The sequence below is a fragment of the Novosphingobium sp. ST904 genome (assembly GCF_001298105.1).
Lineage (GTDB): Bacteria > Pseudomonadota > Alphaproteobacteria > Sphingomonadales > Sphingomonadaceae > Novosphingobium.
In genome coordinates this window covers 1-23,988 of the sequence record NZ_LGJH01000103.1, presented here as the reverse complement: position 1 = coordinate 23,988, position 23,988 = coordinate 1, and the positions used below count along the sequence as shown (strand labels likewise).

At 60.9% G+C, this 23,988-nt stretch carries 27 protein-coding genes and 4 pseudogenes; 19 read left to right on the top strand and 12 right to left on the bottom strand.

The window, feature by feature from the left end; all coding sequences use genetic code 11:
* Positions 1 to 158: 158 nt before the first annotated feature.
* From ADT71_RS03405 to hmpA, 4 genes and pseudogenes are all read left to right on the top strand, one after another.
* A pseudogene (locus ADT71_RS03405) lies at positions 159 to 883 on the top strand (tyrosine-type recombinase/integrase); the annotation flags it as partial.
* Positions 884 to 1,201: 318 nt separating this feature from the next.
* Positions 1,202 to 1,681, top strand: a complete 480-nt coding sequence (locus ADT71_RS03400; RefSeq protein ID WP_054435124.1) for a group III truncated hemoglobin — start codon at positions 1,202 to 1,204, stop codon at positions 1,679 to 1,681.
* Positions 1,674 to 1,949, top strand: a complete 276-nt coding sequence (locus tag ADT71_RS03395; protein ID WP_054435121.1) for a DUF1971 domain-containing protein — start codon at positions 1,674 to 1,676, stop codon at positions 1,947 to 1,949. The genes ADT71_RS03400 and ADT71_RS03395 overlap by 8 nt, the downstream gene beginning before the upstream one ends.
* A 39-nt stretch (positions 1,950 to 1,988) precedes the next feature.
* Positions 1,989 to 3,199: pseudogene (hmpA, locus tag ADT71_RS03390) on the top strand (NO-inducible flavohemoprotein).
* Between the two features lie 42 nt (positions 3,200 to 3,241).
* Here the strand turns inward: hmpA and ADT71_RS03385 are convergent.
* From ADT71_RS03385 to ADT71_RS31100, 8 genes are all read right to left on the bottom strand, one after another.
* Positions 3,242 to 3,487 (bottom strand): hypothetical protein, encoded by a 246-nt coding sequence (locus tag ADT71_RS03385; RefSeq protein WP_054435118.1) that lies wholly within the window; start codon positions 3,485 to 3,487, stop codon positions 3,242 to 3,244.
* A 17-nt stretch (positions 3,488 to 3,504) separates the two neighbouring features.
* Complete coding sequence (locus ADT71_RS03380) at positions 3,505 to 4,200, bottom strand: superoxide dismutase (protein ID WP_054435115.1); 696 nt, start codon at positions 4,198 to 4,200, stop codon at positions 3,505 to 3,507.
* Entirely contained in the window at positions 4,173 to 4,373 is a 201-nt protein-coding gene (locus tag ADT71_RS31105) for a hypothetical protein (protein WP_021318857.1), read from the bottom strand. The genes ADT71_RS03380 and ADT71_RS31105 overlap by 28 nt, the downstream gene beginning before the upstream one ends.
* Positions 4,374 to 4,433: 60 nt before the next feature.
* Complete coding sequence (locus ADT71_RS03375) at positions 4,434 to 4,769, bottom strand: hypothetical protein (protein ID WP_231635533.1); 336 nt, start codon at positions 4,767 to 4,769, stop codon at positions 4,434 to 4,436.
* Entirely contained in the window at positions 4,766 to 5,251 is a 486-nt protein-coding gene (locus ADT71_RS30030) for a carbonic anhydrase (RefSeq protein ID WP_231635532.1), read from the bottom strand. Before ADT71_RS30030 ends, ADT71_RS03375 begins: the two co-directional genes overlap by 4 nt.
* A gap of 189 nt (positions 5,252 to 5,440) precedes the next feature.
* The gene (locus ADT71_RS03365; protein ID WP_054435109.1) at positions 5,441 to 6,082 is read right to left on the bottom strand and encodes a peroxiredoxin; all 642 of its coding nucleotides are present in this window, start codon (positions 6,080 to 6,082) and stop codon (positions 5,441 to 5,443) included.
* Positions 6,083 to 6,179: 97 nt separating this feature from the next.
* Complete coding sequence (locus ADT71_RS03360) at positions 6,180 to 6,416, bottom strand: hypothetical protein (protein ID WP_156336451.1); 237 nt, start codon at positions 6,414 to 6,416, stop codon at positions 6,180 to 6,182.
* Positions 6,413 to 6,796, bottom strand: coding sequence for a hypothetical protein (locus ADT71_RS31100; protein ID WP_132470303.1), 384 nt, complete (start codon positions 6,794 to 6,796; stop codon positions 6,413 to 6,415). The genes ADT71_RS03360 and ADT71_RS31100 overlap by 4 nt, the downstream gene beginning before the upstream one ends.
* A gap of 153 nt (positions 6,797 to 6,949) precedes the next feature.
* Here ADT71_RS31100 and ADT71_RS03355 point away from each other — a divergent pair, with 153 nt between their 5' ends.
* Positions 6,950 to 7,798 carry a LysR family transcriptional regulator gene (locus tag ADT71_RS03355; RefSeq protein ID WP_054435103.1) on the top strand — a complete coding sequence of 283 codons (849 nt, stop codon included), beginning with the start codon at positions 6,950 to 6,952 and terminating at the stop codon, positions 7,796 to 7,798.
* Complete coding sequence (locus ADT71_RS03350) at positions 7,795 to 8,280, top strand: DUF6306 domain-containing protein (protein WP_054435100.1); 486 nt, start codon at positions 7,795 to 7,797, stop codon at positions 8,278 to 8,280. Before ADT71_RS03355 ends, ADT71_RS03350 begins: the two co-directional genes overlap by 4 nt.
* Positions 8,281 to 8,308: 28 nt before the next feature.
* Here the strand turns inward: ADT71_RS03350 and ADT71_RS03345 are convergent, their stop codons facing one another.
* Entirely contained in the window at positions 8,309 to 8,752 is a 444-nt protein-coding gene (locus ADT71_RS03345) for an Rrf2 family transcriptional regulator (protein ID WP_008828736.1), read from the bottom strand.
* A 225-nt stretch (positions 8,753 to 8,977) separates the two neighbouring features.
* On the opposite strand from ADT71_RS03345, the gene ADT71_RS03340 reads away from it, so the two are divergent.
* The 8 genes and pseudogenes from ADT71_RS03340 to ADT71_RS03300 all read left to right on the top strand — a co-directional run bounded on the left by ADT71_RS03340 (position 8,978) and on the right by ADT71_RS03300 (position 16,997).
* Positions 8,978 to 10,612, top strand: a complete 1,635-nt coding sequence (locus tag ADT71_RS03340) for a nitrite/sulfite reductase (protein ID WP_054435097.1) — start codon at positions 8,978 to 8,980, stop codon at positions 10,610 to 10,612.
* Entirely contained in the window at positions 10,605 to 11,045 is a 441-nt protein-coding gene (locus ADT71_RS03335; RefSeq protein WP_054435094.1) for a DUF934 domain-containing protein, read from the top strand. The genes ADT71_RS03340 and ADT71_RS03335 overlap by 8 nt, the downstream gene beginning before the upstream one ends.
* A gap of 225 nt (positions 11,046 to 11,270) precedes the next feature.
* Entirely contained in the window at positions 11,271 to 11,600 is a 330-nt protein-coding gene (locus tag ADT71_RS03330; RefSeq protein WP_231635531.1) for a hypothetical protein, read from the top strand.
* A gap of 383 nt (positions 11,601 to 11,983) precedes the next feature.
* Positions 11,984 to 12,253, top strand: coding sequence for a hypothetical protein (locus tag ADT71_RS03320; protein ID WP_054435089.1), 270 nt, complete (start codon positions 11,984 to 11,986; stop codon positions 12,251 to 12,253).
* A 145-nt stretch (positions 12,254 to 12,398) separates the two neighbouring features.
* Positions 12,399 to 14,472, top strand: a pseudogene (locus tag ADT71_RS03315) (FUSC family protein).
* Positions 14,469 to 14,693: a DUF1656 domain-containing protein gene (locus ADT71_RS03310; protein WP_054435086.1), complete on the top strand. Its 225-nt coding sequence runs from the start codon at positions 14,469 to 14,471 to the stop codon at positions 14,691 to 14,693. Before ADT71_RS03315 ends, ADT71_RS03310 begins: the two are co-directional and overlap by 4 nt.
* 1 nt (position 14,694) lies before the next feature.
* Complete coding sequence (locus ADT71_RS03305; protein WP_054435082.1) at positions 14,695 to 15,594, top strand: efflux RND transporter periplasmic adaptor subunit; 900 nt, start codon at positions 14,695 to 14,697, stop codon at positions 15,592 to 15,594.
* Positions 15,588 to 16,997 (top strand): efflux transporter outer membrane subunit, encoded by a 1,410-nt coding sequence (locus tag ADT71_RS03300; RefSeq protein WP_054435080.1) that lies wholly within the window; start codon positions 15,588 to 15,590, stop codon positions 16,995 to 16,997. Before ADT71_RS03305 ends, ADT71_RS03300 begins: the two co-directional genes overlap by 7 nt.
* A gap of 127 nt (positions 16,998 to 17,124) precedes the next feature.
* On the opposite strand, the gene ADT71_RS03295 is transcribed toward ADT71_RS03300, so the two are convergent.
* The 3 genes and pseudogenes from ADT71_RS03295 to ADT71_RS03285 form a co-directional block, all read right to left on the bottom strand.
* Entirely contained in the window at positions 17,125 to 17,508 is a 384-nt protein-coding gene (locus tag ADT71_RS03295; RefSeq protein WP_054435077.1) for a hypothetical protein, read from the bottom strand.
* Positions 17,509 to 17,653: 145 nt separating this feature from the next.
* Complete coding sequence (locus ADT71_RS30025; protein WP_165913373.1) at positions 17,654 to 18,034, bottom strand: response regulator; 381 nt, start codon at positions 18,032 to 18,034, stop codon at positions 17,654 to 17,656.
* 124 nt (positions 18,035 to 18,158) lie between these two features.
* A pseudogene (locus ADT71_RS03285) lies at positions 18,159 to 19,952 on the bottom strand (chloride channel protein).
* A 95-nt stretch (positions 19,953 to 20,047) separates the two neighbouring features.
* Between ADT71_RS03285 and ADT71_RS03280 the strand changes: the two are divergent.
* From ADT71_RS03280 to ADT71_RS03260, 5 genes are all read left to right on the top strand, one after another.
* Positions 20,048 to 20,458, top strand: coding sequence for a MarR family winged helix-turn-helix transcriptional regulator (locus tag ADT71_RS03280; RefSeq protein WP_054435072.1), 411 nt, complete (start codon positions 20,048 to 20,050; stop codon positions 20,456 to 20,458).
* A 436-nt stretch (positions 20,459 to 20,894) separates the two neighbouring features.
* On the top strand, positions 20,895 to 22,067 hold the full coding sequence (metB, locus tag ADT71_RS03275) for a cystathionine gamma-synthase (protein WP_054435068.1): 1,173 nt from the start codon (positions 20,895 to 20,897) through the stop codon (positions 22,065 to 22,067).
* A 37-nt stretch (positions 22,068 to 22,104) separates the two neighbouring features.
* The gene (locus ADT71_RS03270; protein ID WP_054435065.1) at positions 22,105 to 22,350 is read left to right on the top strand and encodes a hypothetical protein; all 246 of its coding nucleotides are present in this window, start codon (positions 22,105 to 22,107) and stop codon (positions 22,348 to 22,350) included.
* 357 nt (positions 22,351 to 22,707) lie between these two features.
* Entirely contained in the window at positions 22,708 to 23,037 is a 330-nt protein-coding gene (locus tag ADT71_RS03265; protein ID WP_054435062.1) for a hypothetical protein, read from the top strand.
* Positions 23,037 to 23,390, top strand: a complete 354-nt coding sequence (locus tag ADT71_RS03260; protein ID WP_054435059.1) for a DUF488 domain-containing protein — start codon at positions 23,037 to 23,039, stop codon at positions 23,388 to 23,390. The genes ADT71_RS03265 and ADT71_RS03260 overlap by 1 nt, the downstream gene beginning before the upstream one ends.
* Positions 23,391 to 23,988: the final 598 nt, after the last annotated feature.

Below are 23,988 nucleotides of genomic sequence, written 5' to 3'. Positions count from 1 at the left end.
CGGCACACCCGCCAAGGTCAATGTAACCGCTGGTCTTGCAGCCGGCGAAGGAGTAAACTCGACCAGCGTTTCGGATGGCAGTCATGAGAGGGTGTCATTTCGCCCCCTACCGGAACTGACCCCTTAATGTGCGGGGGCTGCTTGAGGCCTGCGCGGATGATTTGCGGGGGCTGCTTGAGGCCTGCGCGGATGATTTGCCGGGGCTCAGGGATCGGGCTTTGCTGTCGGTCGCCTACGACACGGGCTTGCGCGCCTCCGAGCTGGTCGCGGTCGAGGTCGAGCACATTGTGGACGCCATCGATCCCGAGGCGCGGCTGCTGACGATTTCGCGCAGCAAGGGCGATCAGGAGGGAAAGGGCGCGACCGCGTTCCTCAGCCCGCGCTCGGTGCGGGCGATCGCCGCCTGGACTGCGGCTGCCGACATCGAGGAGGGACCGCTGTTTCGCCGGGTGCAGGTGCGCGCTACAAGGCGCGGGCCGCGGTCAAGGGGCGGCGGATCGAGACGATTTCTGGCCGCGAAAGCTGGGATCTGCGCAAGACGTTGCCGAAGTCGGCGGTGCCGGCGCGCACCGAATATGATGTGGGAGAGGGGGCGTTGCACCCGGGTTCGATCGGGCCGATCTGGCGGGCAATGATCCGGCGCGCCTTCGACAAGGGCGCGCTGAGCGACCTCACCGCCGATGATCTGGCGCAGTTGCTCAAGGGCGTGAGCGCGCATTCGACGCGGGTGGGCTTGAACCAGGATCTGTTTGCGAGCGGCGAGGATCTGGCGGGGATCATGGATGCGCTACGCTGGAAGAGTCCCCGGATGCCGCTCGCCTATAATCGCAATCTGGCGGCTGAGCAGGGTGCCGCCGGCCGCTTGATCGCGAAAATCGGGTGAGTAGATCTTGAGCTGCGCACAATTAGGTATTTGTGACGGTGTTTGAAAATTCCGAGTGCGCCAGATCACGCGGATTAGCGTTCCAGCGAATGTCCGACGGAATCGGAAAAGAAAACCCGCCCGTCTTTTGACGGGCGGGCAAGGAAAGGTGTCTACGTCTTACCGAGACTCCTTCGGGTCGCTGGCTGATGCTATGCCTTCGTGTTTCGGATTCAAGGCTAAACTAGCGGGGCTGAGCAGTTTCTCAGGCTGTGTACATCGCCGCGACCGACGACCTGGAAATATGCGCTAGCCTTGCGTTTATGCGAATCATGATAGATGTATTATATATACATGATTGGAGCGCGAGTCGTGGACGGTGTCTCGAAAATCAGAGAAGAAGAGCTGACTCCTTTGGTGGAGGAATTTTACGCGCGGGTCCGCACCGACCCCGCGCTTGGGCGGATTTTCAACGATGCGATCGATGACTGGCCGGAGCATCTTGGGAAGCTGACTGCGTTCTGGTCCTCCGTCATGCTCACCAGTGGCCGATACAAGGGGCAACCGGTGCCGGCCCATTTGAAGCATAAGGCCAGGATAACGCCCGCGCTGTTCGAGCGGTGGCTCGCACTCTGGGTTCAAACGACCAATGACAGGATGACGCCCGAAGCGGCAGCGGCGCTACAAGCGAAGGCGCGGCGCATCGCCGAGAGCCTGCAACTGGCGATGTTCTTCCAACTGGAGGAACGGAGTGCTGCATCGGTCGCCAACGCGGAACGTAAGGATGCCATCGAGCGACCAGGGCAAACCCATGGGTGAAATATTGCCTTACCGTTCCACGCCGGTGTTCGACCAGGACACTCTGCCGGCTGCCTTGCGCGCGCGACATGACACGAAGGCTGGTGTTTGGGGCGTGATCCGGGTTTTCGAGGGCGAACTCCGGCTAACCTACCTCGAGCCACCTTCGGAGATCGTCCTGACGCCTGACCAGCCTGGCTTGATTCTCCCTCAGCAACCGCATTTCGTAACGCCGACAGGGCCGATGAAGATGCAGGTGGATTTTTACGATCACATTCCCAAGCTCTGACATTCCGGGATTTTCAACGCATTCAAAAAGGAGAAGTTGATGACGCAGCCCCTCAGCGATCAGACCATCGCGCTCGTCAAGGCGACCGTCCCCGCGCTCGAAGCACATGGCCTCGACATCGTGAACGAGATGTATTCCCGGATGTTCCAGAACCCGAACATTCGCGACCTTTTCAACCAATCGCACCATGGTGATGCCGGTTCGCAGCCGCGGGCACTGACCGGCGCCATTCTCGCCTATGCGAGCAACATCGAAAATCTCGGTGCGCTTGCCCCGGCGGTCGAGCGGATCGCGCAGAAGCATGTTGGCCTGCAAATTCTGCCCGAACATTATCCGCACGTTGCCGAGGCGCTCCTGGGGGCGATCAAGGCGGTGCTGGGGGATGCGGCCACCGATGAAATTCTCGCTGCCTGGGGCGAAGCCTACTGGTTCCTGGCCAACATCCTGATCGCCCGCGAGCAGCGAGTCTACTCAGAACAGAAGGACGCGACCGGCGGATGGAATGGCTGGCGCGATTTTCGCGTCGAGGACGTCGTGCGTGAGAGCAGCGTCATCAATTCCTTCGTTCTGCGCCCCGTTGATGGCGGGGCCGTCATGCGGCACAAGCCCGGGCAATATCTGACCTTCTGGCTTGAAATTCCGGGACATCCGCCAGTCAAGCGCAACTATTCGATTTCAGCAGCCCCCAACGGCGAAACCTATCGCATTTCGGTCAAGCGTGAGCCGCTTGGTCTTGCGTCAGGCTGGCTTCATGATGAAGCCAAGCCGGGCACGGTGCTCAAAGTTGCCGCGCCTGCAGGCGAATTCTTCCTGGCAGCGCATGTCGAACGCCCGGTGATCCTCCTGTCGGGCGGCGTGGGGCTGACCCCGATGGTGGCGATGCTCGAAACGCTTGCTGAGGGCGAGGCGGGAGTCCCCGTGCACTATGTCCACGGAACTCATGACCGCGATACCCACGCAATGCGTGATCATGTTCGCGCTGTCGCTGGGCGGGGCAAGTCAATCACCGTCACCGATTTTCATCAGACCCCGCTCGAAGATGAAGTCGCAGGACGGGATTATGACGTCGCCGGCATCATTACCGATGAATGCTGGTCGCCAACACGCCTGTAGGTGAGGCCGATTACTATATCTGCGGACCACGCCCGTTTCTGCGGCACGCCGTCTCGACCTTGTCGCTGGCTGGCGTCCCATCCGACCGCATTCATTACGAATTCTTCGGTCCGGCGGACGAATTGCTCGCCGCCTGACTGAGCGCGGAGAAGGGCGACATCGCCCTTCTCCGCGTCTACTCAAACCGCCATGTCGGCGTGATCTCGGACTTCTGGACGCACTTGGGCGTCAGCGACAGGTTCCTCGACGAGAATCGCGAACTTGGCACCCTTGTAATAGATGCTGGGCCGATGCCAGGCCCGCGTCACGACGACGACCGTTCCGTCGATCTCGATCTCTTCGCCTGCCTGGGGTGACCGCGCGAAGTGAAAACTGCCCCAGGCTGCTGGGGAACTGCTATCGCCAGCCCAAACGTCAACGAGCATTTACTTCTCCTCCTTATTCAACGGGCGGTCTGTGATGGTGGATAGCGCCACGGCTTGCCCTGGCCGATCGCCGCGTCAAACTGCGTTTCGGCGAAGCTCCAATTTGCGAGCCTGTTCCACCAGGACGTGATCCAGCCCGCGCGATCCTGGCGGTAATCGATGTAGTAGGCATGCTCCCACACATCGCAAGCAAGCAGCGGCGTCACCCCTTCCTCAAGGATTGGGCTACCCGCGTCGTGGGTAGAGATCACCTCGAGCTTGTCGCGCTTCGCGATGAGCCAGACCCAACCCGATCCGAAATGGCCCGTTCCTTCAGCGGAAAAACGCTGTCTCAGCGTTTCGAGACTCCCGAATTCGGACGAAATGGCGCTGGCGAGCAGCCCGGCAGGTTTAACCGTTTTCGGCGCCATGCTCTCCCAAAAGAAGCTATGGTTCCATGCCTGGGCTGCATTGTTGAAGACGCCCTTCGCGCCGCTGCCGTGCGCGATGCGGATGATTTCCTCGAGCGTGTGGGCCGAGAAATTCTGCTCGGCCAGCAGCCGATTGAGCGTTTCCACGTAGCGTGCGTGATGTTTGCCGTGGTGGATCTCCAGTGTTTCCGCCGAGAGGACAGGCTCGAGATCCTTGGTCCCACAGGGCAGGGGAGGCAATTCGAAGACGAGCCTCTCAAGGTCGGATTGAGCTATTACAGCATTGCGGCTTTGATCAGCCATCGCTTGTCTCCTTGAGCAGAAATAGCGCCGGAAATCGTTTCGGCCGAGGCGTGATGATGCGGCACCATCCGGCGCAGATAAGTCGGTAGGAAGGCCCTGATGATGAGCGCTGCGGGACCATTGCTGATGCAGCCGCACAGGGCGCTGCAATGGTCTTTGGTGAGAACGGTCAATGTGCATAGGACAGCTCCGCCCTTCGCGCATCGAGCGCGGCCATGCACAGGGCGATTGCCTCAACCGGGTGATGGGCTGTCCATTGGCCAAGCTCGCCCACCACGGTGGTTCCCCTGGGGGCCGGCTTCGATCCAATAGCCGGATGGCACCAACATAGCGGCAGCGCGGCAAGTCGCCGTGTAGAGCAGTGCCCGAACGTGGTTGCCGTCGTCCTGCAGCCAGACTCCCGGAGCAATAACGGTCAAGCTGCGCAGTGCCGGAAATACGGCCAGCGCAATCCGTGCATCAATGTCGCGATCGGGTTCACTCGCGCCCTTGCAGGCGGAGATGGCGTCGACGAGGCTGTCGTCATGGCCAATCGCCCTCACGCGGCACAGGGCGCGCATGGCGATCATGACGCGCCTGCAATCCGGAGTTTGGGAACTGCCTCATCGGGGTGGCGGCTGACGGGTGAGCAGACCGGTTGGAGAAGGCCGTCTCCAATGGCGTAGACCCAACCGTGAAGCGTTAGCGCAGCGTGCCGCGCCCAGGCCCGAAGAACCAATGGGTTGGCTGCGAGTGCTTTCACCTGGGCGCGGATATTATGTTCGCACAAACGGTCTGCATTGGTATCCGGGGTGCAGCAGACTGTTTGATAGAGCTCACGCACCGGTGCGAGCCAAAGCCCGATCGCGTCGTCCCTGTCCGGTGCCATTGCCGCTTGAATCCCGCCGCACCCGTAATGGCCCACGACGATGATGTGCTCGACCTTCAAAACATCGACCGCGAACTCCAAGGCGGCGGCGAAGTTAGGATCGCTCGGCGTGGCGAGATTGGCGACGTTGCGATGAACAAACATCTCGCCGGGATCGAGATCGACGATTTCGGTGGCCGGCACCCGGCTGTCCGAACAGCCGATCCAGGAATAGCGTGGCCGCTGCTGGCCTACGAGCCGTTTTAAAGAATCCGGGATCGATCAGGGTTTTGGCGTCAGCCCATACGCGGTTGCGGGCCAACAGGTCGGAGAGGCCGCCGTCGTCTGCTCCGTCGGCGGCGGTCTGTCTTTTTCCACTCTCCTCCAATTGCCTCATTGCCCGGGAGCCTGCAGATCGACGACCCGAAGGTAGGGCTTCCGTGTCTTGTAGCCTTGTGGGAACTGCCGGGATGCCTCCTCGTCCGACAGCTTCGGCGATATGACGACCGGCTCGCCAGGTTCCCAGTTGACGGGCGTTGCGATGCTACGGGCATCTGTAAGTTGAAGGCTGTCGATGGCACGGAGAATCTCGGCAAAATTCCGACCGGTCGAAGGCGGGTAGGTCAGGATCAGCCGCACCTTGCGTGACGGATCGATGACGAAGACGGAACGGACAGTGACCGTCGGGTCGCTCTCGGGGTGGATCATGTCGTAGAGCGCCGACACCTTGGTGTTGGCATCCGCGATCATCGGGAAGTCGAGTTTCGTCCCTTGGGTTTCGTGAATGTCGAGCTCCCATTTGTGATGGGCTTCGACCGGATCCACCGAGAGGCCAATGGGTTTGACGTTGCGTTTGTCCCATTCGGACCGGAGCTTTGCAACCTCGCCCAGTTCCGTCGTGCAGACCGGCGTAAAATTCTTGGGATGGCTGAACAGGACACCCCAGCTTCCGCCGAGCCAATCGTGGAAGCTGATGCGGCCGTGCGTGCTGTCCTGCTCGAAATCGGGGGCGATCTGCCCGAGCTGAATGGCCATGGGAACTCCTTCATATCGCAGATCTGATGTGGAGATGGACGAAGCATCATACAAACGAATGTTATTATTATTTATCAGCAAAGTTATTAGATATAAATTAGCGCCGGGTTCCCGGTCCGAGCCCCACGATCACGAGGAGGGCTATCGGCATGGCGAACAGCACTATCCTATTGCCGTCCCCTTCGGCGACGAAGCCGTTTTGGCGGAGCAAATCGACAAAAAGGCGGATCGAGACGAAGGCGATGCTTGCGGCGAAAATCAGATAGAGCCCGGACATGGAGGGCGGGCGCTCTGGTCCACGCGCTTGTCGGTCATCATCGTTGTCAGCCTTCACGGCAGCTTTGTCCGTGACGAGGGAGGCGGTTTGCGGCGGCAGGTTTCCTGAAGATTAGGGGCATCTTCACCCGACGGCTGTCGGTCTTCAGATGACCACAGCGCAATGAAGTCAAACGGAGGGGGCACTTCCTGCCAGGGCTGACGCACTCGGCGATGTGCCGTTTGTTCCCAATCGAGAGAGAGGATCACACCGATACAAACCGCGATCACGAAGACCACGACGGCAACGAAGACATCGTCGCTGATCGCACCAGCGTCGTGAAAACTGAAAAGTGCTATGCCTATCCCTAAAACCAGCGACGCCAGCGCTATGCTGACTTTCCAGATTTCGGCCCGCGGCGGCGGCGGTTCGGGCGTGAAGCGGCCTGAAGGTTTCATCTGAAAGTTCGCCCAAACCGTTGGACGCTTATGGTTGTTGGTGCCTGTCCAGGGTCGATGACACGGGCCTTGCCTTGTGATCCCATCATCGGCCCGCTACCATGAAGCAAGCAAATGAATATTATTGCGCATTGAGCGCAAGGATGATGGCTTATGGATATCAATGTTGCGCGCACATTCTTGGAAGTCGTCAAAACCGGCAGTTTTGTGAACGCTGCGTCGAACCTTCACCTCACGCAGACCGCAGTCAGTGCCCGCATCCGGGTGCTTGAGGACCTGCTCGATCGGCCAGTATTCATCCGCAACAAGGCAGGTGCGAAGCTGACACCGGCGGGCGAGCAGTTTCTGCGCTTTGCAACCACCATGGTGCAGGTCTGGGATCGGGCGCGCCGCGCCGTCGCGCTCCCGCCGGGACGGGAGACCGTGGTAACGGTCGGCGCCGAGCTCAGTCTGTGGAGTCCCTTGCTGCGGCACTGGCTGCTCTGGATGCGTCGGGAATGTCCGGAAATCGCGGTAAGCACCCATATCGACACATCCGAACGCCTGATGGAGCAGGTCCAGGATGGCTCACTCGATATGGCGGTGCTCTATGCCGCGCCGAGCCGTCCGGGGATCATCGCCGAACTCTTGTTCGAGGAAAAGTTGGTCCTGGTGCGGACCACGCCAACCAGCAGCCCTCTCGCACCGGAAGATCATGTTCAGATCGATTGGGGTGAGGAGTTTGCCGGGAGCTATCACGCCGCTTTCCCGGATCAGCCTAACGCCGTCGTTTCGATAAGCTATGGTCCGCTCGCGCTCGATTATATCCTGGCGACAGGGGGTAGCGGCTATTTTCGCAAAGGCTTCATCCGCTCCTATCTCGAGGAAGGCCGCCTCGCTCTCGTCCCCGGAAGTCCTGAATTTTCGTACTCGGCCTATGTCGTCCACAGCACAAAGGCCGACCCGGGCGTGATGGACCGCATTCGTGCCGGCCTCAAGGCGGCCGCGGCGATTACAGCATGACCGTGAACGAACCATCCTCGCCCGTTTGTTACGCCAGCGAAGCCGATGACATTTACATGGGCTTTGCCGGTCGCGAGGAGATCCTCGCGGCGCTCCACGAACTGCTGGAAGCCGAACGGGCCGGCGCCCGCGTCGCGCTCGCCAGCACCAAGTCGGCGAACGATCCCGACTACGCCGAACTGATGCGATCGGTCCGTGCCGACGAAGCACGTTGGTGCGCGATGCTCTCGAGGCAGATCAGGCGATTGGGCGCAGCGCCCTCACGCAAGACCGGCGCCTTTTACAAGAAGGCGTTGGCAATCCCTGATCCGCTTGAAAGGCTCGCCTTTCTCAACCGCGGACAAGCCTGGGCGGTTCGCAAACTGGAATCTCTGACCCCTAGGGTTCGTTACGAGGCATTGCATGCCGATCTTCGCGAGATGCTCGAGAGCCATCGGGTCAACATCGATCGCGCCGCAGCGCATCTTGAAGCGGAGCATTGACCTGCGCGGAAATCCGCAGCTGTATCATTTAGTCCATGCCGACGCCGAGCGGTGATTGGCGGTTAATCAGCCGCTTCATGGCCTCACGATCGGACAGGAGATCGGAAATCCGGTAGGTATCGAATACCGCCATCATCGCCTGCATGCCTTGCGCCAGCACGCCGGTCAGTCCACATGCGGGAGACAGCGCACACCCGGAACAATCTGCGAGTTGGAAGCCTTCCTCGGTGCGGCGGACGACCTCGCCGACGGTGATCTCATCCGCTGGTCGGGCGAGACGCATGCCGCCGGCGCGACCGCGAACGGTTTCGATGAAGCCGTCGTGCGCCAGGGCGTTGACGACCTTCATCAGGTGATTGTGGGAGACATCATAAGCCCGCGCGATTTCGCCGATCGAACACAGGCGCTCTTCGTGAAGGGCCAGGTGAATCAAGACCCGCAGTGAATAATCCGTGTAGCGTGTCAGCCGCACGCAGAACTCCCGAGAACCAATCTGCAACAGCATACCTGTATGTCACAGACATGTTAAGGCCGGGATCGCCCTCGAGCCGGCTTGCAACGATCGGCCCATGGTTGTTGGCCTGCAGCGACCGGCCTTATCGAGCAATTATTTTGATGGATCGCTGCATTAAAAGTCATTTTGTGCATGAGTGCTCGTGATGCCATCCTGATGTCCCCTTGGGCGTGAGAGGCTGATATGTACAAATACGACGAGTATGATCAGGCCATGGTCGATGCCCGGGTCGAAGAGTTTCGCGACCAGACGCGCCGTCGGATCGAAGGCCATCTCAGCGAAGACCAGTTCAAGCCTCTGCGGCTCAAGAATGGGCTCTACCTGCAACTGCACGCTTATATGCTGCGCGTAGCGGTGCCTTACGGCACGCTCAATTCGCGGCAAATGCGCAAGCTGGCGCATATCGCGCGCAAATATGACCGAGGCTACGGTCATTTCACGACGCGGCAGAACATCCAATACAACTGGATCAAACTGGCGGAGGCACCCGACATCCTCGCTGAGCTCGCGACGGTGGAAATGCATGCCATCCAGACGAGCGGCGAGAGCATCCGCAACCTGTCGGCCGATCACTATGCTGGAGCTGCGCCCGACGAGATATGCGATCCGCGGCCCTGGGCCGAACTGATCCGCCAGGCCACGACGTTCCATCCAGAATTCAGCTATCTACCGCGAAAGTTCAAGATCGCGGTGATCGCCGCGCAGGAGGACCGTGCCGCGCTACGTTGGCATGACTGCGCGTTGCGCATCGTCAAGAACGGGATGGGCGAACAGGGGTTCGAGGTTTATGCTGGCGGCGGTATGGGGCGCACGCCCATTATCGCTTTCCTGATCAGAGAATTTTGCCCGGCAAGCCAGATCTTCTCCTATATCCAGGCAATCCTGCGGGTATGGAACAGGCATGCGCGGCGGGACAACATCCACAAGCAGCGGATGAAGATCCTTGTCCATGAACTGGGCGAGGAAGAGTTCCGCCGTCAGGTCGAGTTGGAGTTCGCGCATATCCTGACGCTGGGTCGGGATTTCCCACAGGCCGAGTATGAGAGGATCGCCGCCCATTTTGGCCCGCCGCCGTTCGAGACCGGGCTTTCCGAGGAGCTCGACCGCTCCGATCCCGACTTCGCGCTATGGGTCGATCGGCAGGTCGCCGCGCACATGGCGCCAGGCTATGCCATCGTCAATATCAGCCTGAAGCCCGACGGGGGCATAGCTGGCGACATTTCAGCCGAGCAGATGGAGATCGTGGCCGACCTTGCCGAGCGCTATAGTTTCGATGACCTGCGCTCGACGCATGTCCAGAACCTCGTGCTTCCGCATGTCCACAAGCGGGATCTCCATGCGGTCTGGCAGGCGCTCCACGCGGCGGGACTGGCAAGTGTCAATCTCGGCCTCGTCACCGACATCATCGCCTGTCCGGGCCTCGATTATTGCAGTCTCGCCAATGCGCGTTCGATACCCGTCGCGCAGCAGATCGCCGAACGCTTTGCCGATCTCGATCGTCAGCTCGATCTCGGCGAACTCAAGATCAAGATTTCAGGCTGCATCAACGCCTGCGGTCATCACCACGCGGCCCATATCGGCATCCTTGGCGTCGACCGGAAGGGAACGGAGAACTACCAGTTGCTGCTTGGCGGGTCCGGTGCCGAGGATGTCTCGCAGGCGAAGATTACCGGCCCGGGCTTCGACGAGGTCGGAATTGTCGATGCGGTCGAACGCACCATCGAATGCTACCGCGAGATCCGCGAGCCCGGCGAACGCTTCCTCGATTGCTATCGCCGCGTCGGCATGAACCCGTTCAAGGAGGCAATTTATGGGTGATCCGCTGCGCTTCCGGGACGATCCGGCGCCCGATGAGCCAGGGGTCTCGCTGGATGCGTTTCTCGATCAGAAGGACGCGACCTCGGTGCTTCTCGAGGCGGGCGATGATGCTCGCGCCTTGCTGCCTGAGCTTGGCCGCGTGCGGCTCGTCGAGATTGCCTTTCCGCGGTTTCGCGACGGCCGTGGCTTTTCCAGCGCGAGCATATTGCGCGAGGCGGGCTACACAGGCGAAATTCGCGCGATCGGTGACGTGCTCGTTGATCTCCTATTCTTCATGCGGCGCTGCGGCTTCGACAGCTTCGAGCCCGACGAGCCCTTCGATCCGGATGCCGTCGACGCGGCGCTGCGCCGCTATCCTGACGTCTATCAGTCCACGACCGATGGGCGCGTGCCGATCTGGGCACTGCGGCATCCTCAATGCGCCACCGGATGACGCAATTTCTTCTTCTGGTTTGAAGTTTCGGGAGCCTTTGCGTTCGTCCTGGCAGGCGAGGTTGAGACGATGATGGGCACTTCTGTAGCTTTGAAACGCGTGTGCGCTGCGAGTGCGCGGCCGCGAACACCGCCTTGAAGCCAACGCCTGCGAACGCACCGGACGCGCCACTTGTAAATATATCGTGATGCGATATATTAGAATGTGGGAGTCGGAGGGGCGTCAATGGAGGCCAATATGCCGATGTTGAAAATCCTGGTCATTTCTATCGGCCTGACGCTGGGCAGCTTTCTGGTGGCGGTATCGCTCTCCTGTCTGGCCTGGTGGGTGGCCACAAGTGTTCATCATCCGCGCTGGGGCGCGCCTCTTCTGCTCATCATAGTCGGTGGCGCTTGGCTGGCTGCGTTAGGGCACAGTGAGTTCGTGAAAATGGTCACCATATTCGCTGTGGTTGGATCGGGCCTGTTCTATTTTGTAGGTCGGGAAGAACAGGGAGGAGGGCCGTCGCGCGACACGAAGCCGGGCCGCTTCGCCATTCCTGGAGGAAGACGGTGATGGCGACGCAAACTTGGATCTATCCCGCTCTCATCGCGGTGCTGGGCCAGAACAGAAGGCCGAGCTTCGCTGAAATGCGCAATTTCGTCAGGCGCGCTCGGCGTGAAGCCGCTGCCAGCGGTTCGGAAGCTGCATGCCGGGGGAAGGTGCGTCGTCTGGTCGAGGCGGCTTTGGGGGCGGAGTCCCAGGCTTGACCACGAAGGAATAGGCATTCCTGTCCTACGGCTTGGTATATGCGATGCTGTCGAATAAACCTCAGAAAGTTTTGCGGATAACCTGCAAAAAATATTCGTTTGCGACATCGCGGGCAATCATTCACTCCTGCTTCAACAGACCGTGAAGATAGCTGGTCGAGAGCGAGCATCAACGGGAGAGGATGCCGCATGAAGAGGCTTATGTCGCGAGACCCTTCTACGCAGGCCATATTCACGTTGCAGCGGGCGCTATGGACGCTTGGGTTCGCTGGACTCGCCTTCATCCTCTATTGTCTCAGCGAATATCGCCTTCTGAGAGAAGAGCAGATCATGCTGCTCATTTTCCTGGCCGTGCCGATCGCCGCTTTCTTCGTTTCGGGGAAAGGGCAGGACATGTCTGATGCTTCGGACAAGGCAGACCGTGGCGCGAATCCGGGTTTCCCCACAAGAAAAGATTAAGTGCAAAATATTTGCGTTTATCCATCAATATTTTGACCTACGGTTTAACGCACCAGCTCGGTTAAAGGGCCTTCTCATATCCATGGGAGGAAATGACCACGGTCGCTTTCGATCGTGACAATCCCGTTTGTCATGGTGGTAAGTGATGCTTGTTGCGTTTGCAGGCAGGAAACGCCTGTCAGCCTCTCCCTTTGTGGTTGACCCCCAGAAGCTGCTCTTCTCGCTCAGCAGCTTGCTGGCGGCCGCCGCCACGCTGGCCATCGCCTTTTCGGCCAGCCTGCCGCGCCCCTGGTGGGCGTTGCTGACCGTCTACGTCACTGCTCAACCCATGGCCGGTGCTTTTCGGCCCAAAGTTCTCTACCGTCTGGGTGGTATACTAACCGGTGCCGCCGTCACGATCGTGCTGGTCCCCAATTTGCAGAACTCGCCTGAGCTCCTGGTCTTGTGCCTCGCGGCCTGGACAGGGTTTTGTATCTATCTTGCCGTCCTTGATCGCACGCCGCGCGCCTTTCTGTTCCAGATGGCCGCATTCAGTTCGGCGGTGATCAGCTTTCCCTATCTCGATGATCCGGGCAATATTTTCGAGACGACAGCCGCGCGCGTGCAGGAGATGACGGTCGCGATCCTGTGCGTGACCGCGGTCCATGCGCTGCTGCAACCCTGGAGCGCGACGCCGGCTATCCGCGCACGCGTCCAATCCTTTCTGGGCCATGCTCGCCGCTGGACGGCCGAAGCGCTTGGCAGTCAGCATACACGCCTCGAGGATGCGCATCGGCGCATGTTGGCGGCAGACGTCACCGAGCTTGGCATGATCGCGGTCCATTTGCCGTTCGATCAGCGCTGGGCGCCCGCGACCCGGCGGCGAGTTACGGCACTGCAACAGCAACTCGCCACCATCCTGCCGCTTGCCTCGGCGGCGGCGAACCGGCTCGATCGCCTGCGCGAAAGCGGCGATCTTCCGCCGGAGCTCGGGGCTTTGCTTGCCGACATCACCGACTGGCTGGACGATGAACAAAGTGAACTGCACCGGGTGGGACCGCTGGTGCGGCGGTGCGAGGCGCTGGCGGAATCCGGGGAGACGCGCGGAGGCTGGAGCGGATTGCTGACCGCGAGCGCCTGCATCCGCATCGCCGAGTTCCTGACCGCTTTGGCGGCGTGCCGAAGACTGGCGGGCAGGATCGGGTCACCGGAGCGACCCAGTGATAAAATTCTCGCCGCAGAACCCTTTTCCCTTGCCCGCGATCATGGCGTCGCCGCGCTGGCGGGACTAGCGACCGCCACGGCGATCGCGCTCTATTGTGCCGTCTGGATCCTGCTTGCCTGGCCGAACGGATCGGCGACGGCTGCCTTTGCCGCGCTCATCACCTGTTCCTTTGCGGCGCAGGACGATCCCGCGCCGTGATCGGTCGCTATCTCGTGGCGACGCTCAAGACTTTCCCATTGGCGGCCCTCTACCTCTTCGTGATCCTCCCCCGGGTCGATGGTTATGAGATGCTGATCATCACCCTGGCTCCGGCCCTCCTGTGGATGGGTTATATCCAGGCCGATCCCGCGCGCTCGCCGCAGGCCTTGCCGATGTTCTCCTGCTTCATTGTCGCCATGGGCTTTCTTGCGCGATTCCAGGCGGATTTCGCGCTGTTCATCAACACCGGGCTGGCGCAACTCGGTGGAATTGTCACCACACTTGCGGTGACGCGGATGTTCCGATCGGCCAATGTTCTGTGGACCGCGCGCGCATCCTGCGCGCGAACTGGAGTGAGCTTGCCCTGCTTGCCGATATTCGCAGACCCTTCCGCCCGGACCGCTGGACGGCCAGAGCGGTCGACCGGCTCGGGCAGGTGGCTGCGCGCATGGCTGTGGCCACCGCCGGCGATGCGCTCCACGCCGCCGATGGTCTGGCGGACCTCAGGATCGGCCGCAACATCATCCCGATCCGCCGGGCGCTGTCTCATGTCCCGCATGACGTGCGTCACCGCCTGGGCGCGGTACTTGCCGGGCTGACGGTGTTTTATGGCGAGCGCTGGCGGCATGGCCATGCGGATGCGCCGCCGCCTGGGCTGCTCGATCCGATCGATCGGGCCTTGGAGGCACTCCTCAGCCAGCCACTCGACGCGCATCGCCGGCCTGCCTTGCGGGCGCTTGTCGGGATGCGTTGCAATCTCTTCCCGGCCGCCGGAGCACCCGACATCGCTACGGTAAGGGCAGGGGGGGGCGCATGATCGAGGAACTCAATGTGCTCGGCGTCTACATGCCTGCGGCGCTCGTCTGGGGCGTTCTGGCGGCGGTCCTCGTCTATCTTGCGCGGGGGCTCCTGCAGCGCCTGCCGGCTTATCGGCTACTCTGGCATCCGAGCCTGCTCGAACTCGCTCTCTTCATTCTGCTGTGGTGGGGCCTGAGCGCTCTCGCCGATAGCCTTCTCTACCGATGGATCGCTTCCTGACATGCTGCATCGACAAAATCTCCTGCGATCGCTCGCCACGCTCCTCGTCATTTTCGTGATTTTGGGGGGGATATATGCACTGTGGCTGCGTTATCAGGTCGAGCCGGTCACACGCGATGGCAAGGTGCGTGCGGACATGGTACCGGTTGCCGCCGATGTCAGCGGGCTCGTCACCGAGGTGAAAGTCGCCGACAACCAGACGGTTCGAAAAGGCGACGTGCTCTTCATCATCGACCGCCCGCGTTACCGGCTCGCGCTGGAGCAGGCCGAGGCTAATGTGGCAAGCCAGCGCACAGCCCTGACGCAGGCAGTGAAGGAAGATCGGCGCAACCGCGCCATGCCCGAGGTGATCGCCGCCGAAGTGATCGAGCAGGGCACAGCGCGGGTCGAAGGGCTGCGGGCGACGATCGGGCAGGCCGTCGCGGCGCGCGACCTCGCCCGCTTCAATCTCGAACGAACAGTCGTGCGCGCGCCGGTAGACGGGACCGTATCCAACATGTCGCTCCAGCCCGGGGTTTATCTGACCGCCGGCAAGGCTGCGCTGGCGCTGGTCTATGATCACTCGCTCCGTGTCGAAGGCTATTTTGAGGAAACCAAATTGCCGGCGATCCGGGTCGGCGACCCTGCGAGCATCTATCTGATGGGGGTTGCCGACGAGATCGAGGGGCATGTCCAGAGCATCGCGGGCGGTGTTGAGGATCGCGAGCGGGCCGGTGCCGACGGACAATTGGCCAATGTGAATCCGTCCTTCACCTGGGTGCGTCTGGCGCAGCGCATTCCGGTGCGTGTGACGATCGACAGGATTCCGCCCAATGTGCGGATGATTCCGGGCCAGACGGCCACGGTTGTCGTTCATCCGCGCGATGACGGGCGCAGTGTGCACCGGAGCCTGCCATGGTAAGGCGTTCGCTGGTACTGGCGGCCGCAGCCGCCCTGAGTGGATGCACGGTGGTCGGCCCCGACTATCATGTGCCCGACGCCGCGATGGTGAAGTCGCCTATGGCGCAAGGCGCATTTCAATCAGGAAGCGTCGTTACGACACAGGAACCGCTGCCGGATCATTGGTGGCGACTCTACGAGGACCCGGTCCTCGACGGGCTGATCGAACAGGCATTCCTCGCCAATACGGACCTGCGCGTGGCCGAGGCCAATCTCGAACGCAGCCTGGCCTTGCTTGACGAGCGAAATGTGGGCCGGGAGATCCAGGGCAGCGTCAATGCCGAAACAAGCTGGGCCCAGCGCTCGGCGGAAGCCGAGTTGAACCATGTGAAGCCGCCGACGCGGCAAATCTACAATATGGGGATTGGCGCCAGCTATGATCTCGATCTGTTTGGCGGAATAAGGCGTGGGATCGAGGCGGCGAACGCCGATGCCGAAGCGGCCGTCGCAGCGCGCGATCTGGTGCGCGTGACCGTCGCGGCCGAAACGGCGCGCGCCTATGCCGATATCTGCAACGCGGGCTATCAGCGCGATGTGCTGGGTCGTGCGATTGCCGTTCTGGAGCAAAGCGTTCGTCTGACCCGGATCATGGTGTCGCATGGGCGCGCGGCACCCTATGAACTGGACCGGCGGCAAGCCTTGCTCGAAACCAGCAAGGCACGGCTGCCACGGTTGGTGGCGCGTCAGCGCAACGCCCTTTTTCGTGTCACGGCTCTGGCTGGTCGCACGCCGGGCGAAGCGGATACTGGCCTGTTAGCCTGTCACGCATCGCTAGCGCTGAGACGCGTGATCCCCGTTGGCGATGGTGCGGCGCTGCTCAAGCGCCGGCCCGACATCCGTATGGCTGAGCGCCGTCTCGCCGCGACGACAGCGCGGATCGGGGTCTCCACCGCCGATCTCTATCCCGACATCCGTCTGGGAGCATCGGTCGGTTCCACCGGTGCTGCCGCTGATTTCCTGTCGCCGCTCACCAACCGTTTCGGTCTCGGCCCGCTGATCAGCTGGACGCTCAACCGACACGCTGTTCGCGCCCGCATTGCGGCAACAGAAGCCCAAAGCCGCGGCGACCTAGCCGCATTTGATGGCGTGGTGATCAAGGCATTGCGGGAGGTGGAAACGGCGCTGACCAATTATCAGGCCGGGCTTGAGCAGCAGGAAGGTCTCGATCGCGCATCCGCAGATGCCATGCGGGCAGCGCTGCGGATGGGGCAGTTGCGGCGTGGAGGCAAGATCGCGGCGTTGCCCGCGTTGGAGGCCGAACGCGACCAGATTGCGGCGGATCAGGCCGTGGCCGAAGCGCGCGCGGCAATCAATGACGATCAGATTATGCTGTTCCTCGCACTTGGTGGTGGGTGGTCCAACTGATGCCCGATGTGTTTTTCTCCACCGCCAGAAGTTGGATTGCCAGGTTCGCTGCCAGAGCGCGGGCAGCCTTACAGGCCTCGAACGAACGCACTGGTGGACATTTCCCGATGCTGAGCCTGGATATGGCTCATTTCTCCTCGACGGTGCGATCGAGCGTGAGGCTCCCCACCTTGCCATCATCGAGGCGGACGACCGCTGTCCAATAGAGATCGGCTCGGTTGAAGTCATGCACCGTCATCCAGTCGGAATAGACACAGCGGGCGATGGCAGGATCTTTCCGATCGCCCGCGCAACGGGCGCCAGCCTTTTCGAGGATGTCGAGTGCGCTCCAGAAGGACATGCCGAGCGGAATTTCTCTAGAAAGCGTGGTGCGTGTCTTCTCGATGTCATTGTCCCACTGATAGTCGTCTTCGAGAACGCTGAATTGAAATGGGCGCTCTGACTTATCCTTCGCCTGAAGGGTGCAGGGAAGTGAAAGCAGGGCGGCGAGAGCGATGAAAGGCTTGTACATATTGAGCCTTCTAACGAGTTCTAAGCCGCGAAAACCCGCAAAATCTTGAAGTTTCCCATCAAGGATTTTGTTGTTGCCGAGCTGCGCTTCTCCGCGCCTTCGATCTTGAAAACACGGGATGGTTGTAAGAGCAAGCGCGAGATGCTCAGCGCATCGGGGATACAAGAACGGATGAAACCGTCGTCAGCATTTGTGCTGTTTCGTAAGGCTTGGGAATCATGATGCTTTTGGGAACACCATAGAGTGGCCATTCTGCGGCACTATCTCCCGACACATAGATCACAGGAATATCTGGCTGCAGTTCGCGGGCCCGCCACGATACCTCCCATCCATTGGGCCCCAACCCGAGCCTCACATCGGTAATCACCCCTGCAATTTCATGATGGCGGCCATCGAGAATGGTAATCGCCTCTGATCCAGAAAACGCGGGGAGGACGGCATATCCGCCGATTTCCAGCATCTCCTGGACTGTCCAGAGGATCAGCGGTTCGTCCTCCACCATCAGCAATAATGAGCCGTCTGACACGACATCGCCGCTCCCTGCTAACCCCTGTTCCCACTTGCGGCAGGGAATTATGTCGTGATGCGAACGAAATTGCTGGCGATTAGTTCCCAAAGGCGTCGGCAGCGGGTTCGACGCGCTGCTGATCCTAGCTTGGGTTCTGGGCTGGGTATGACCGGGACTTGGTGCCAACATGGCGTGAACGACCGAGTTCGGCATGACGGTTCGCGCTGCGGGTTTTGAGCAGATCCTGGCGCGAGAGAATGCCGAGCACGCGCCGGGTTTCAGGCTCGATGATCGGAATGCGGCCGATCCCGGATTCGACGATGAGATCGGCGACTACCCCGGTCGGCGTGTCGGGATAGCAACGGGCTGCGCCGCATCTGAGATTGCATCGACGAGCGGCGTTTGATCGTTGTCGCGGTCGCCCTGCCAGCGCAGGGCATCGGTGCGGGAGACGAGACCCAGCAACCTGCCTTGCGGATCGATCACCGGATAGCTGCGATGCTCGGCTTCGGTTGCGAAGAAGGATACCGCCGCCTCCACGGTCATCGTCCCCGGTAGCGTCGCCGGATCGCGCGTCATGATCTGAGACGCCTGGATGAGGTCAAGGGGATCGACCGTATATTCCTGGAGGATATGCCGGCCGCGCCGCGCGATCTTTTCGGTGAGGATCGATCGCCGCATCAGCAGCACGCTGACGGTATAGGCGCCGCCCGCAGCCGCGATCGTGCATGGGATGGCACTGAAATGTCCGGTGAGTTCGACCGCGAAGATTGCGCCAGTCATTGGCGCACGCATCGCGCCGCTCATAATCCCCGCCATGCCGATCATGGCCCAGAACCCGGGATCGCCGGGTAGAAACTGCCCAAGCAGAAAGCCGGCGGCGCCGCCCAGGATGAGGAGCGGCGCCAGCACGCCGCCTGATGTGCCCGACCCCAAGGCGACCAGCCAGACGATGGCCTTCACGACGAGGAGCGCGGCAACGACCCGGAGCGATAGCGAGGCGTTGAGGAGGGCCTCGATGCTCGCATATCCTGCACCCAGCACATGAGCATCGATGAGACCGCCCAGTCCGACGACGACCGCGCCGATTGCCGGCCACCACATCCAATGAAATGGCAGGCGATGGAAGAGATCCTCGATGCGGTAGAGGGATGTCGACAACAGCGCGGCTTCTAGACCGACGATGAGACCGATCCCACCCGAAGCGAGCAGAGCCCAGCTTGCTTGCGGGGCGATCGCCGTCATGGGGAACATCGGTCCTGATCCGAGCAGCAGGGGGCGCCAGGCAAAGGAAATGAGCGCCGCGACGAGCACGGGGACGAAGCTGCGCGGTTTCCATTCGAACAGGAGCACTTCGACGGCCAGCAATATCGCGGCGAGCGGCGTACCGAAGATCGCGGTCATGCCGGCCGCCGCGCCGGCCACGAGCAGCGTCTTGCGTTCTGCTGCGCTGAGGTGGAAGCATTGAGCGAAAAGGGAGCCAATGGCACCGCCCGTCATGATGATCGGCCCTTCCGCGCCGAATGGACCGCCGCTGCCGATCGAGATCGCCGAGGACAAGGGTTTGAGCAGCGCGACCTTGAGCGACAGTCGGCTCTCGCCGAACAGGATCGTCTCGATCGCCTCGGGAATGCCATGGCCGCGGATCTTGTCCGACCCGAACCGCGCCATCAGACCCACGACAAGGCTGCCGACGACGGGGATCACCACCACCAGCCAGCCCACCGATGCATCGTGATCACCGAATGATCAGCAGAAAGACGACCGAACCAGAAGAGATTGGTGGCGATCGCAATGAGTTGGACCAGCACCCACGCGCCAAAGGCGCGCCCGTTCCGACCACGATGGCCATGATCGCCAGCATGACCATGCGGCGGTCGACACTATGGTCGGCGAGTTGATGGCCTTCGACGGCGCGCGGAGGTGTCAGCGACATGAATCGACATTATCCTGTAAAAATGAGTACGCGCCCACTATATCGCATTGCGATACAGTTCAACCAGTGAGGATCATTTGAGGCAAAAGGATAAATTGTTGGGAGATGCCGACTATGCGGCGCTGGCCTCGTTTCGCCACGCCATTCGCCGCTTCCAGGCGTTCAGCGAGGAAAGGGCCATTGAAGTCGGATTGACGCCGCAGCAGCACCAGGCGCTGCTCGCGATCCGGGGCTGTCCGCCGGAAGAAGCCACCGTCGGGCATGTCGCGGAACGTCTGATATTAAAGCCGCACAGCGCCACGGGTCTGATCAATCGCCTCGAGGCGTTGGAGCTGATTACGCGTGAAGCGGCCGCCACTGATCGCAGGCGGGCGCTGCTGCGCCTCACCTCCAAGGCCTATGCCCTGCTCGACTCCCTGTCCGCCGTCCATCGTGAGGAAATCCAGCGCCTGCGGCCGGTCTTCACCGGCATCTTCGAACAGCTGGGGCGAACAAGCACGATTTAATCCAAATTTCATGTTCTAAAATATGAATAACATTCATTTGTCTTATGGTAATTTACCCGGCACAGTCCGATTTCCAGAGTGAAGACGCTTCACGACAACAGCGCCCGGAGAGGATCCCGCGAAAGCAGGCCGGAGCGCGGGAACGGAGACGGCAGCCGAGGACAAGTGTATGATGCGGAGTGAGCATCCAGGGAAGTCCCTGGCCCTGGAGCAATGGCGATCGGCTCAGGATCTGACCGCATCGCTGACGACAGCGCAGGCGTCTTGGTCTAGCGGCTACTTCACCAGGTTAGACGCCGGCGCGCGGCCCCCCTACCGCAGCCGGCGTCTTTCCGAAGTTCGGTCAGGCCGGTCACTTACTAAATTATTCGGCACGAGAACGGGCAATTTGGCCGAGCCCGCATCGTGCGCGAAGTAACCGAGGTACACCTCTTCAATGACTGAATCCAAGGATCAGGTGCCTTGCGCCCAGACGATCGCCGCCGCGCACGGCGTTGCCAGCGATGCTGCCTTTGGAGCGGTCGCCCCACCGCTTTATCTTTCGAGCACCTATGAGTTTGCTGGCTACGATCAACCGCGTTCCTACGATTACGGCCGGGCAGGCAATCCGACCCGCGACCTTCTTGCCGAGGCGCTTGCAAGGTTGGAGGGCGGGGCCGGGGCGATCATGACATCGAGCGGTATGGCAGCTCTCGACCTTCTTGTCGGACGATTGGGGCCAGGCGATCTCATCCTCGCGCCGCATGATTGCTACGGCGGTACGATGCGTCTGTTGAAGGCGCGCGCGAACCGGGGGCATTGCGTTGTCCGGTTCGTTGATCAGGGTAACGAGAGCGCCTTTGCCGCAGCGCTGGAGGACGTTCCGGCGCTGGTTCTCATCGAGACGCCGAGCAATCCCCTGATGCGGGTTGTCGATATCGCGGAGCTCGCCGCGAAATCGCGCGCGGCAGGGGCAACAGTTGCCGTCGACAATACCTTCCTCTCGCCAGCCATCCAGCAGCCGATCGCGCTGGGCGCCGACTATGTCATCCATTCGACGACCAAATATCTCAACGGCCATTCCGATGTAATCGGCGGCGCGGTGGTCGCGGCCGATCCGGGGCAAGCTGAGGAACTGCGCTATTGGGCAAATGTCGTTGGGAGCACCGGCGCGCCGTTCGATGCCTGGCTCACCCTGCGCGGCCTTCGTACGCTGTTTGCCCGGATGGAGCATCAACAGCGCAATGCGATGATTGTTGCGCAATATCTCGAACGGCATCCGGCAGTATCTCAAGTCCACTATCCAGGTCTTGCTGCCCATCCAGGCCATCGGATCGCCTCACGCCAGCAGCGCGGTTTTGGCGCGATGCTGAGCTTTGAACTCGCGGGGGGAACGGAAGCAGTTCGGCGGTTTGTCGCTGCGGTCCGCTATTTTACGCTCGCGGAATCGCTGGGTGGGATTGAGAGCTTGGTCGCACATCCGGCGACCATGACCCATGCCGACATGGGCGAGGAGGCGCGCGCAAGAGCGGGCATCAGTGACAGCCTGCTGCGGCTTTCGGTCGGCCTCGAAGCAGAGCAGGATCTGATCGTCGGGCTCGAACAGGGATTGGCAGCATGCGCAGCATGAGTGCGGGCAAGAGTTCTGGCACCTACAGGAGGAAAACGTGCCTGGATATGTATGGACCGTAGATGCCTTTGGGCTGCTTCTTGCGCTGCTCGGCTTCAACATGGCGTTTCGACAGGTCAGTTTCAGACGCGCTATCGGACGCCCGAAACCGCCGGCGAGCTCGCTGCGAGCGGGAAATGAGGATGAGGATCCGCTCACCTATATTCTGCGGATCGCCGGGGTCATGATGATGGTTTTCGGCATCGCGATTGGCGGAATGCTGACGCTATTCAATATGGCGTAGCCGGGACTGAAGAGGAAGGCGGAGGTGCCCCACGGGCAAGGTTCAATCTCAAATCGCTCCCGACTGGCATGTCGCTCAATGGTTTGATGCCGATTAAGGGTCGGCGCTCCCCGACCTCCAAGGCCGGGTGATCTCGTTGTACGCCTTCCAGATGCTTTGTTCGGGGTTGTTCCAGCGAGCCATAGGCTCGCCATGGTCCAGTCCTACAAACCATGGTAGCCTACGCCATGCAAGGAACGCCATCGTCGGCCCTGATCGATCAATGCGGTCGCCTACGCAAACACAGCTTCGGAATTGAAGACGACATGCGTGTGGATGCCGATATGGCTCTTCTCTTGGCGGAACCGGAGCGGATTGATGACGCATGAATATGATGATCCGATCGATCCCGAGGGAGTAGCAGAAGCCGTTCGTTACATCGCCGAACGTCACCGTGCTGAAGATCGACCTCTTGAGCAGCTTGTCGAAGAGGTCATGCTCGAACGCTTCTGCGGTTGCGTAACGTCGGCGAACGAAAGTCGCAGCACTCCGATTCTGGCCGGCCTCAAGCTGGAGATCGCGCGCCAAGTGCGTGTGCTCGTCGCAAGCGGCGAGCTCATCGACGAGATCGATGAAGCTTCGATCGAATCTTTCCCGGCAAGCGATCCTCCGGCCTGGGTTGGACATAAACCTGGCAAAGACAGTTGATGGGTAAGATACAGATCAAGCGGATCTATACGCCTCTCGCACCAGGCGATGGCTGCCGCGTGCTTGTCGATCGGCTGTGGCCGAGAGGCGTCTCCCGCCAGACCGCAGCACTCGATCTGTGGCTCAAGGACATCGCACCCAGTCCAGATCTGCGAGGATGGTTCGGCCACGATCCCGCACGTTTCGACGTCTTTCGGCAAAAATACCGGGATGAGTTGTCCCATAACACCGAAGTGGTTGAGCTACTGCTCGGTCTCGCGAAAAAGCAGGATGTCACGCTGCTTTACGCAGCACGCGATCCTGTGGTGAACCATGCCGCCGTCCTCGCGGAGTTTCTGGCAGATCGTCAATGACCTAAAAATCCGCGAATTTGGACGCTTGGTATACACTTGCCCAATAGCGGTGTGATGGACGGATAGACGTTAACCGGTGCGAGCAGCCTGTCCGGAAAGGCCTGCATGCACGGGCAGAAGCCAAACTCTTGCGGGGCGCGCAGAGCGGCCGCCCGCCAGAGCCGGTGTAATGTTCATCGATCCTGAGATCGGCGCCATGACTGGTGAGGTCGTCGCGAATGATAGGCGACGGTGCGTGCTGACTAACACGGCCAGTGCCGCGCGCTAGCTGGCGTCGCAAATATAAGCGCCATCGGCCCACAGGAGTTAATCACGCATCACGTCTTGCCTCAAGGTCCCCATATCGTTGCCGTGCAATACGCTTTATCTGAGGGCATAGGTAAGCGTATGGTGTTGATTGCCACTGAGATGTGACCCGGGGGGCGTATAAATTACCATTGAGAATTGACCCATGTTTCCCTCGCCTCCGGCTGCCAGTCGGAGGGTCGTGGAGTGATCGACATGGACTTACTCAGTGTGATCCGCCGGTGGCATTTCCGGCAGAAGATCTCCATTCGGGAGATCAAGAGGCGGACCGGCCTGTCCCGCAATACCATCC

What these genes read in the sequence shown, in the direction of transcription:
- metB (WP_054435068.1), top strand. Translation starts at nt 20,895, where the DNA reads ATGACTGAATCCAAGGATCAGGTGCCTTGCGCCCAGACGATCGCCGCC.
- ADT71_RS03380 (WP_054435115.1), bottom strand. Translation starts at nt 4,200, where the DNA reads ATGGCTGATCAAAGCCGCAATGCTGTAATAGCTCAATCCGACCTTGAG.
- ADT71_RS03300 (WP_054435080.1), top strand. Translation starts at nt 15,588, where the DNA reads ATGGTAAGGCGTTCGCTGGTACTGGCGGCCGCAGCCGCCCTGAGTGGA.
- ADT71_RS03385 (WP_054435118.1), bottom strand. Translation starts at nt 3,487, where the DNA reads ATGCTCGTTGACGTTTGGGCTGGCGATAGCAGTTCCCCAGCAGCCTGG.
- ADT71_RS03330 (WP_231635531.1), top strand. Translation starts at nt 11,271, where the DNA reads ATGGAGGCCAATATGCCGATGTTGAAAATCCTGGTCATTTCTATCGGC.
- ADT71_RS03340 (WP_054435097.1), top strand. Translation starts at nt 8,978, where the DNA reads ATGTACAAATACGACGAGTATGATCAGGCCATGGTCGATGCCCGGGTC.
- ADT71_RS03335 (WP_054435094.1), top strand. Translation starts at nt 10,605, where the DNA reads ATGGGTGATCCGCTGCGCTTCCGGGACGATCCGGCGCCCGATGAGCCA.
- ADT71_RS03310 (WP_054435086.1), top strand. Translation starts at nt 14,469, where the DNA reads ATGATCGAGGAACTCAATGTGCTCGGCGTCTACATGCCTGCGGCGCTC.
- ADT71_RS03365 (WP_054435109.1), bottom strand. Translation starts at nt 6,082, where the DNA reads ATGGCCATTCAGCTCGGGCAGATCGCCCCCGATTTCGAGCAGGACAGC.
- ADT71_RS03320 (WP_054435089.1), top strand. Translation starts at nt 11,984, where the DNA reads ATGAAGAGGCTTATGTCGCGAGACCCTTCTACGCAGGCCATATTCACG.
- ADT71_RS03400 (WP_054435124.1), top strand. Translation starts at nt 1,202, where the DNA reads ATGTATTATATATACATGATTGGAGCGCGAGTCGTGGACGGTGTCTCG.
- ADT71_RS03375 (WP_231635533.1), bottom strand. Translation starts at nt 4,769, where the DNA reads ATGATCGCCATGCGCGCCCTGTGCCGCGTGAGGGCGATTGGCCATGAC.
- ADT71_RS03305 (WP_054435082.1), top strand. Translation starts at nt 14,695, where the DNA reads ATGCTGCATCGACAAAATCTCCTGCGATCGCTCGCCACGCTCCTCGTC.
- ADT71_RS03265 (WP_054435062.1), top strand. Translation starts at nt 22,708, where the DNA reads ATGACGCATGAATATGATGATCCGATCGATCCCGAGGGAGTAGCAGAA.
- ADT71_RS03355 (WP_054435103.1), top strand. Translation starts at nt 6,950, where the DNA reads ATGGATATCAATGTTGCGCGCACATTCTTGGAAGTCGTCAAAACCGGC.
- ADT71_RS03395 (WP_054435121.1), top strand. Translation starts at nt 1,674, where the DNA reads ATGGGTGAAATATTGCCTTACCGTTCCACGCCGGTGTTCGACCAGGAC.
- ADT71_RS31100 (WP_132470303.1), bottom strand. Translation starts at nt 6,796, where the DNA reads ATGAAACCTTCAGGCCGCTTCACGCCCGAACCGCCGCCGCCGCGGGCC.
- ADT71_RS03295 (WP_054435077.1), bottom strand. Translation starts at nt 17,508, where the DNA reads ATGTACAAGCCTTTCATCGCTCTCGCCGCCCTGCTTTCACTTCCCTGC.
- ADT71_RS03350 (WP_054435100.1), top strand. Translation starts at nt 7,795, where the DNA reads ATGACCGTGAACGAACCATCCTCGCCCGTTTGTTACGCCAGCGAAGCC.
- ADT71_RS03260 (WP_054435059.1), top strand. Translation starts at nt 23,037, where the DNA reads ATGGGTAAGATACAGATCAAGCGGATCTATACGCCTCTCGCACCAGGC.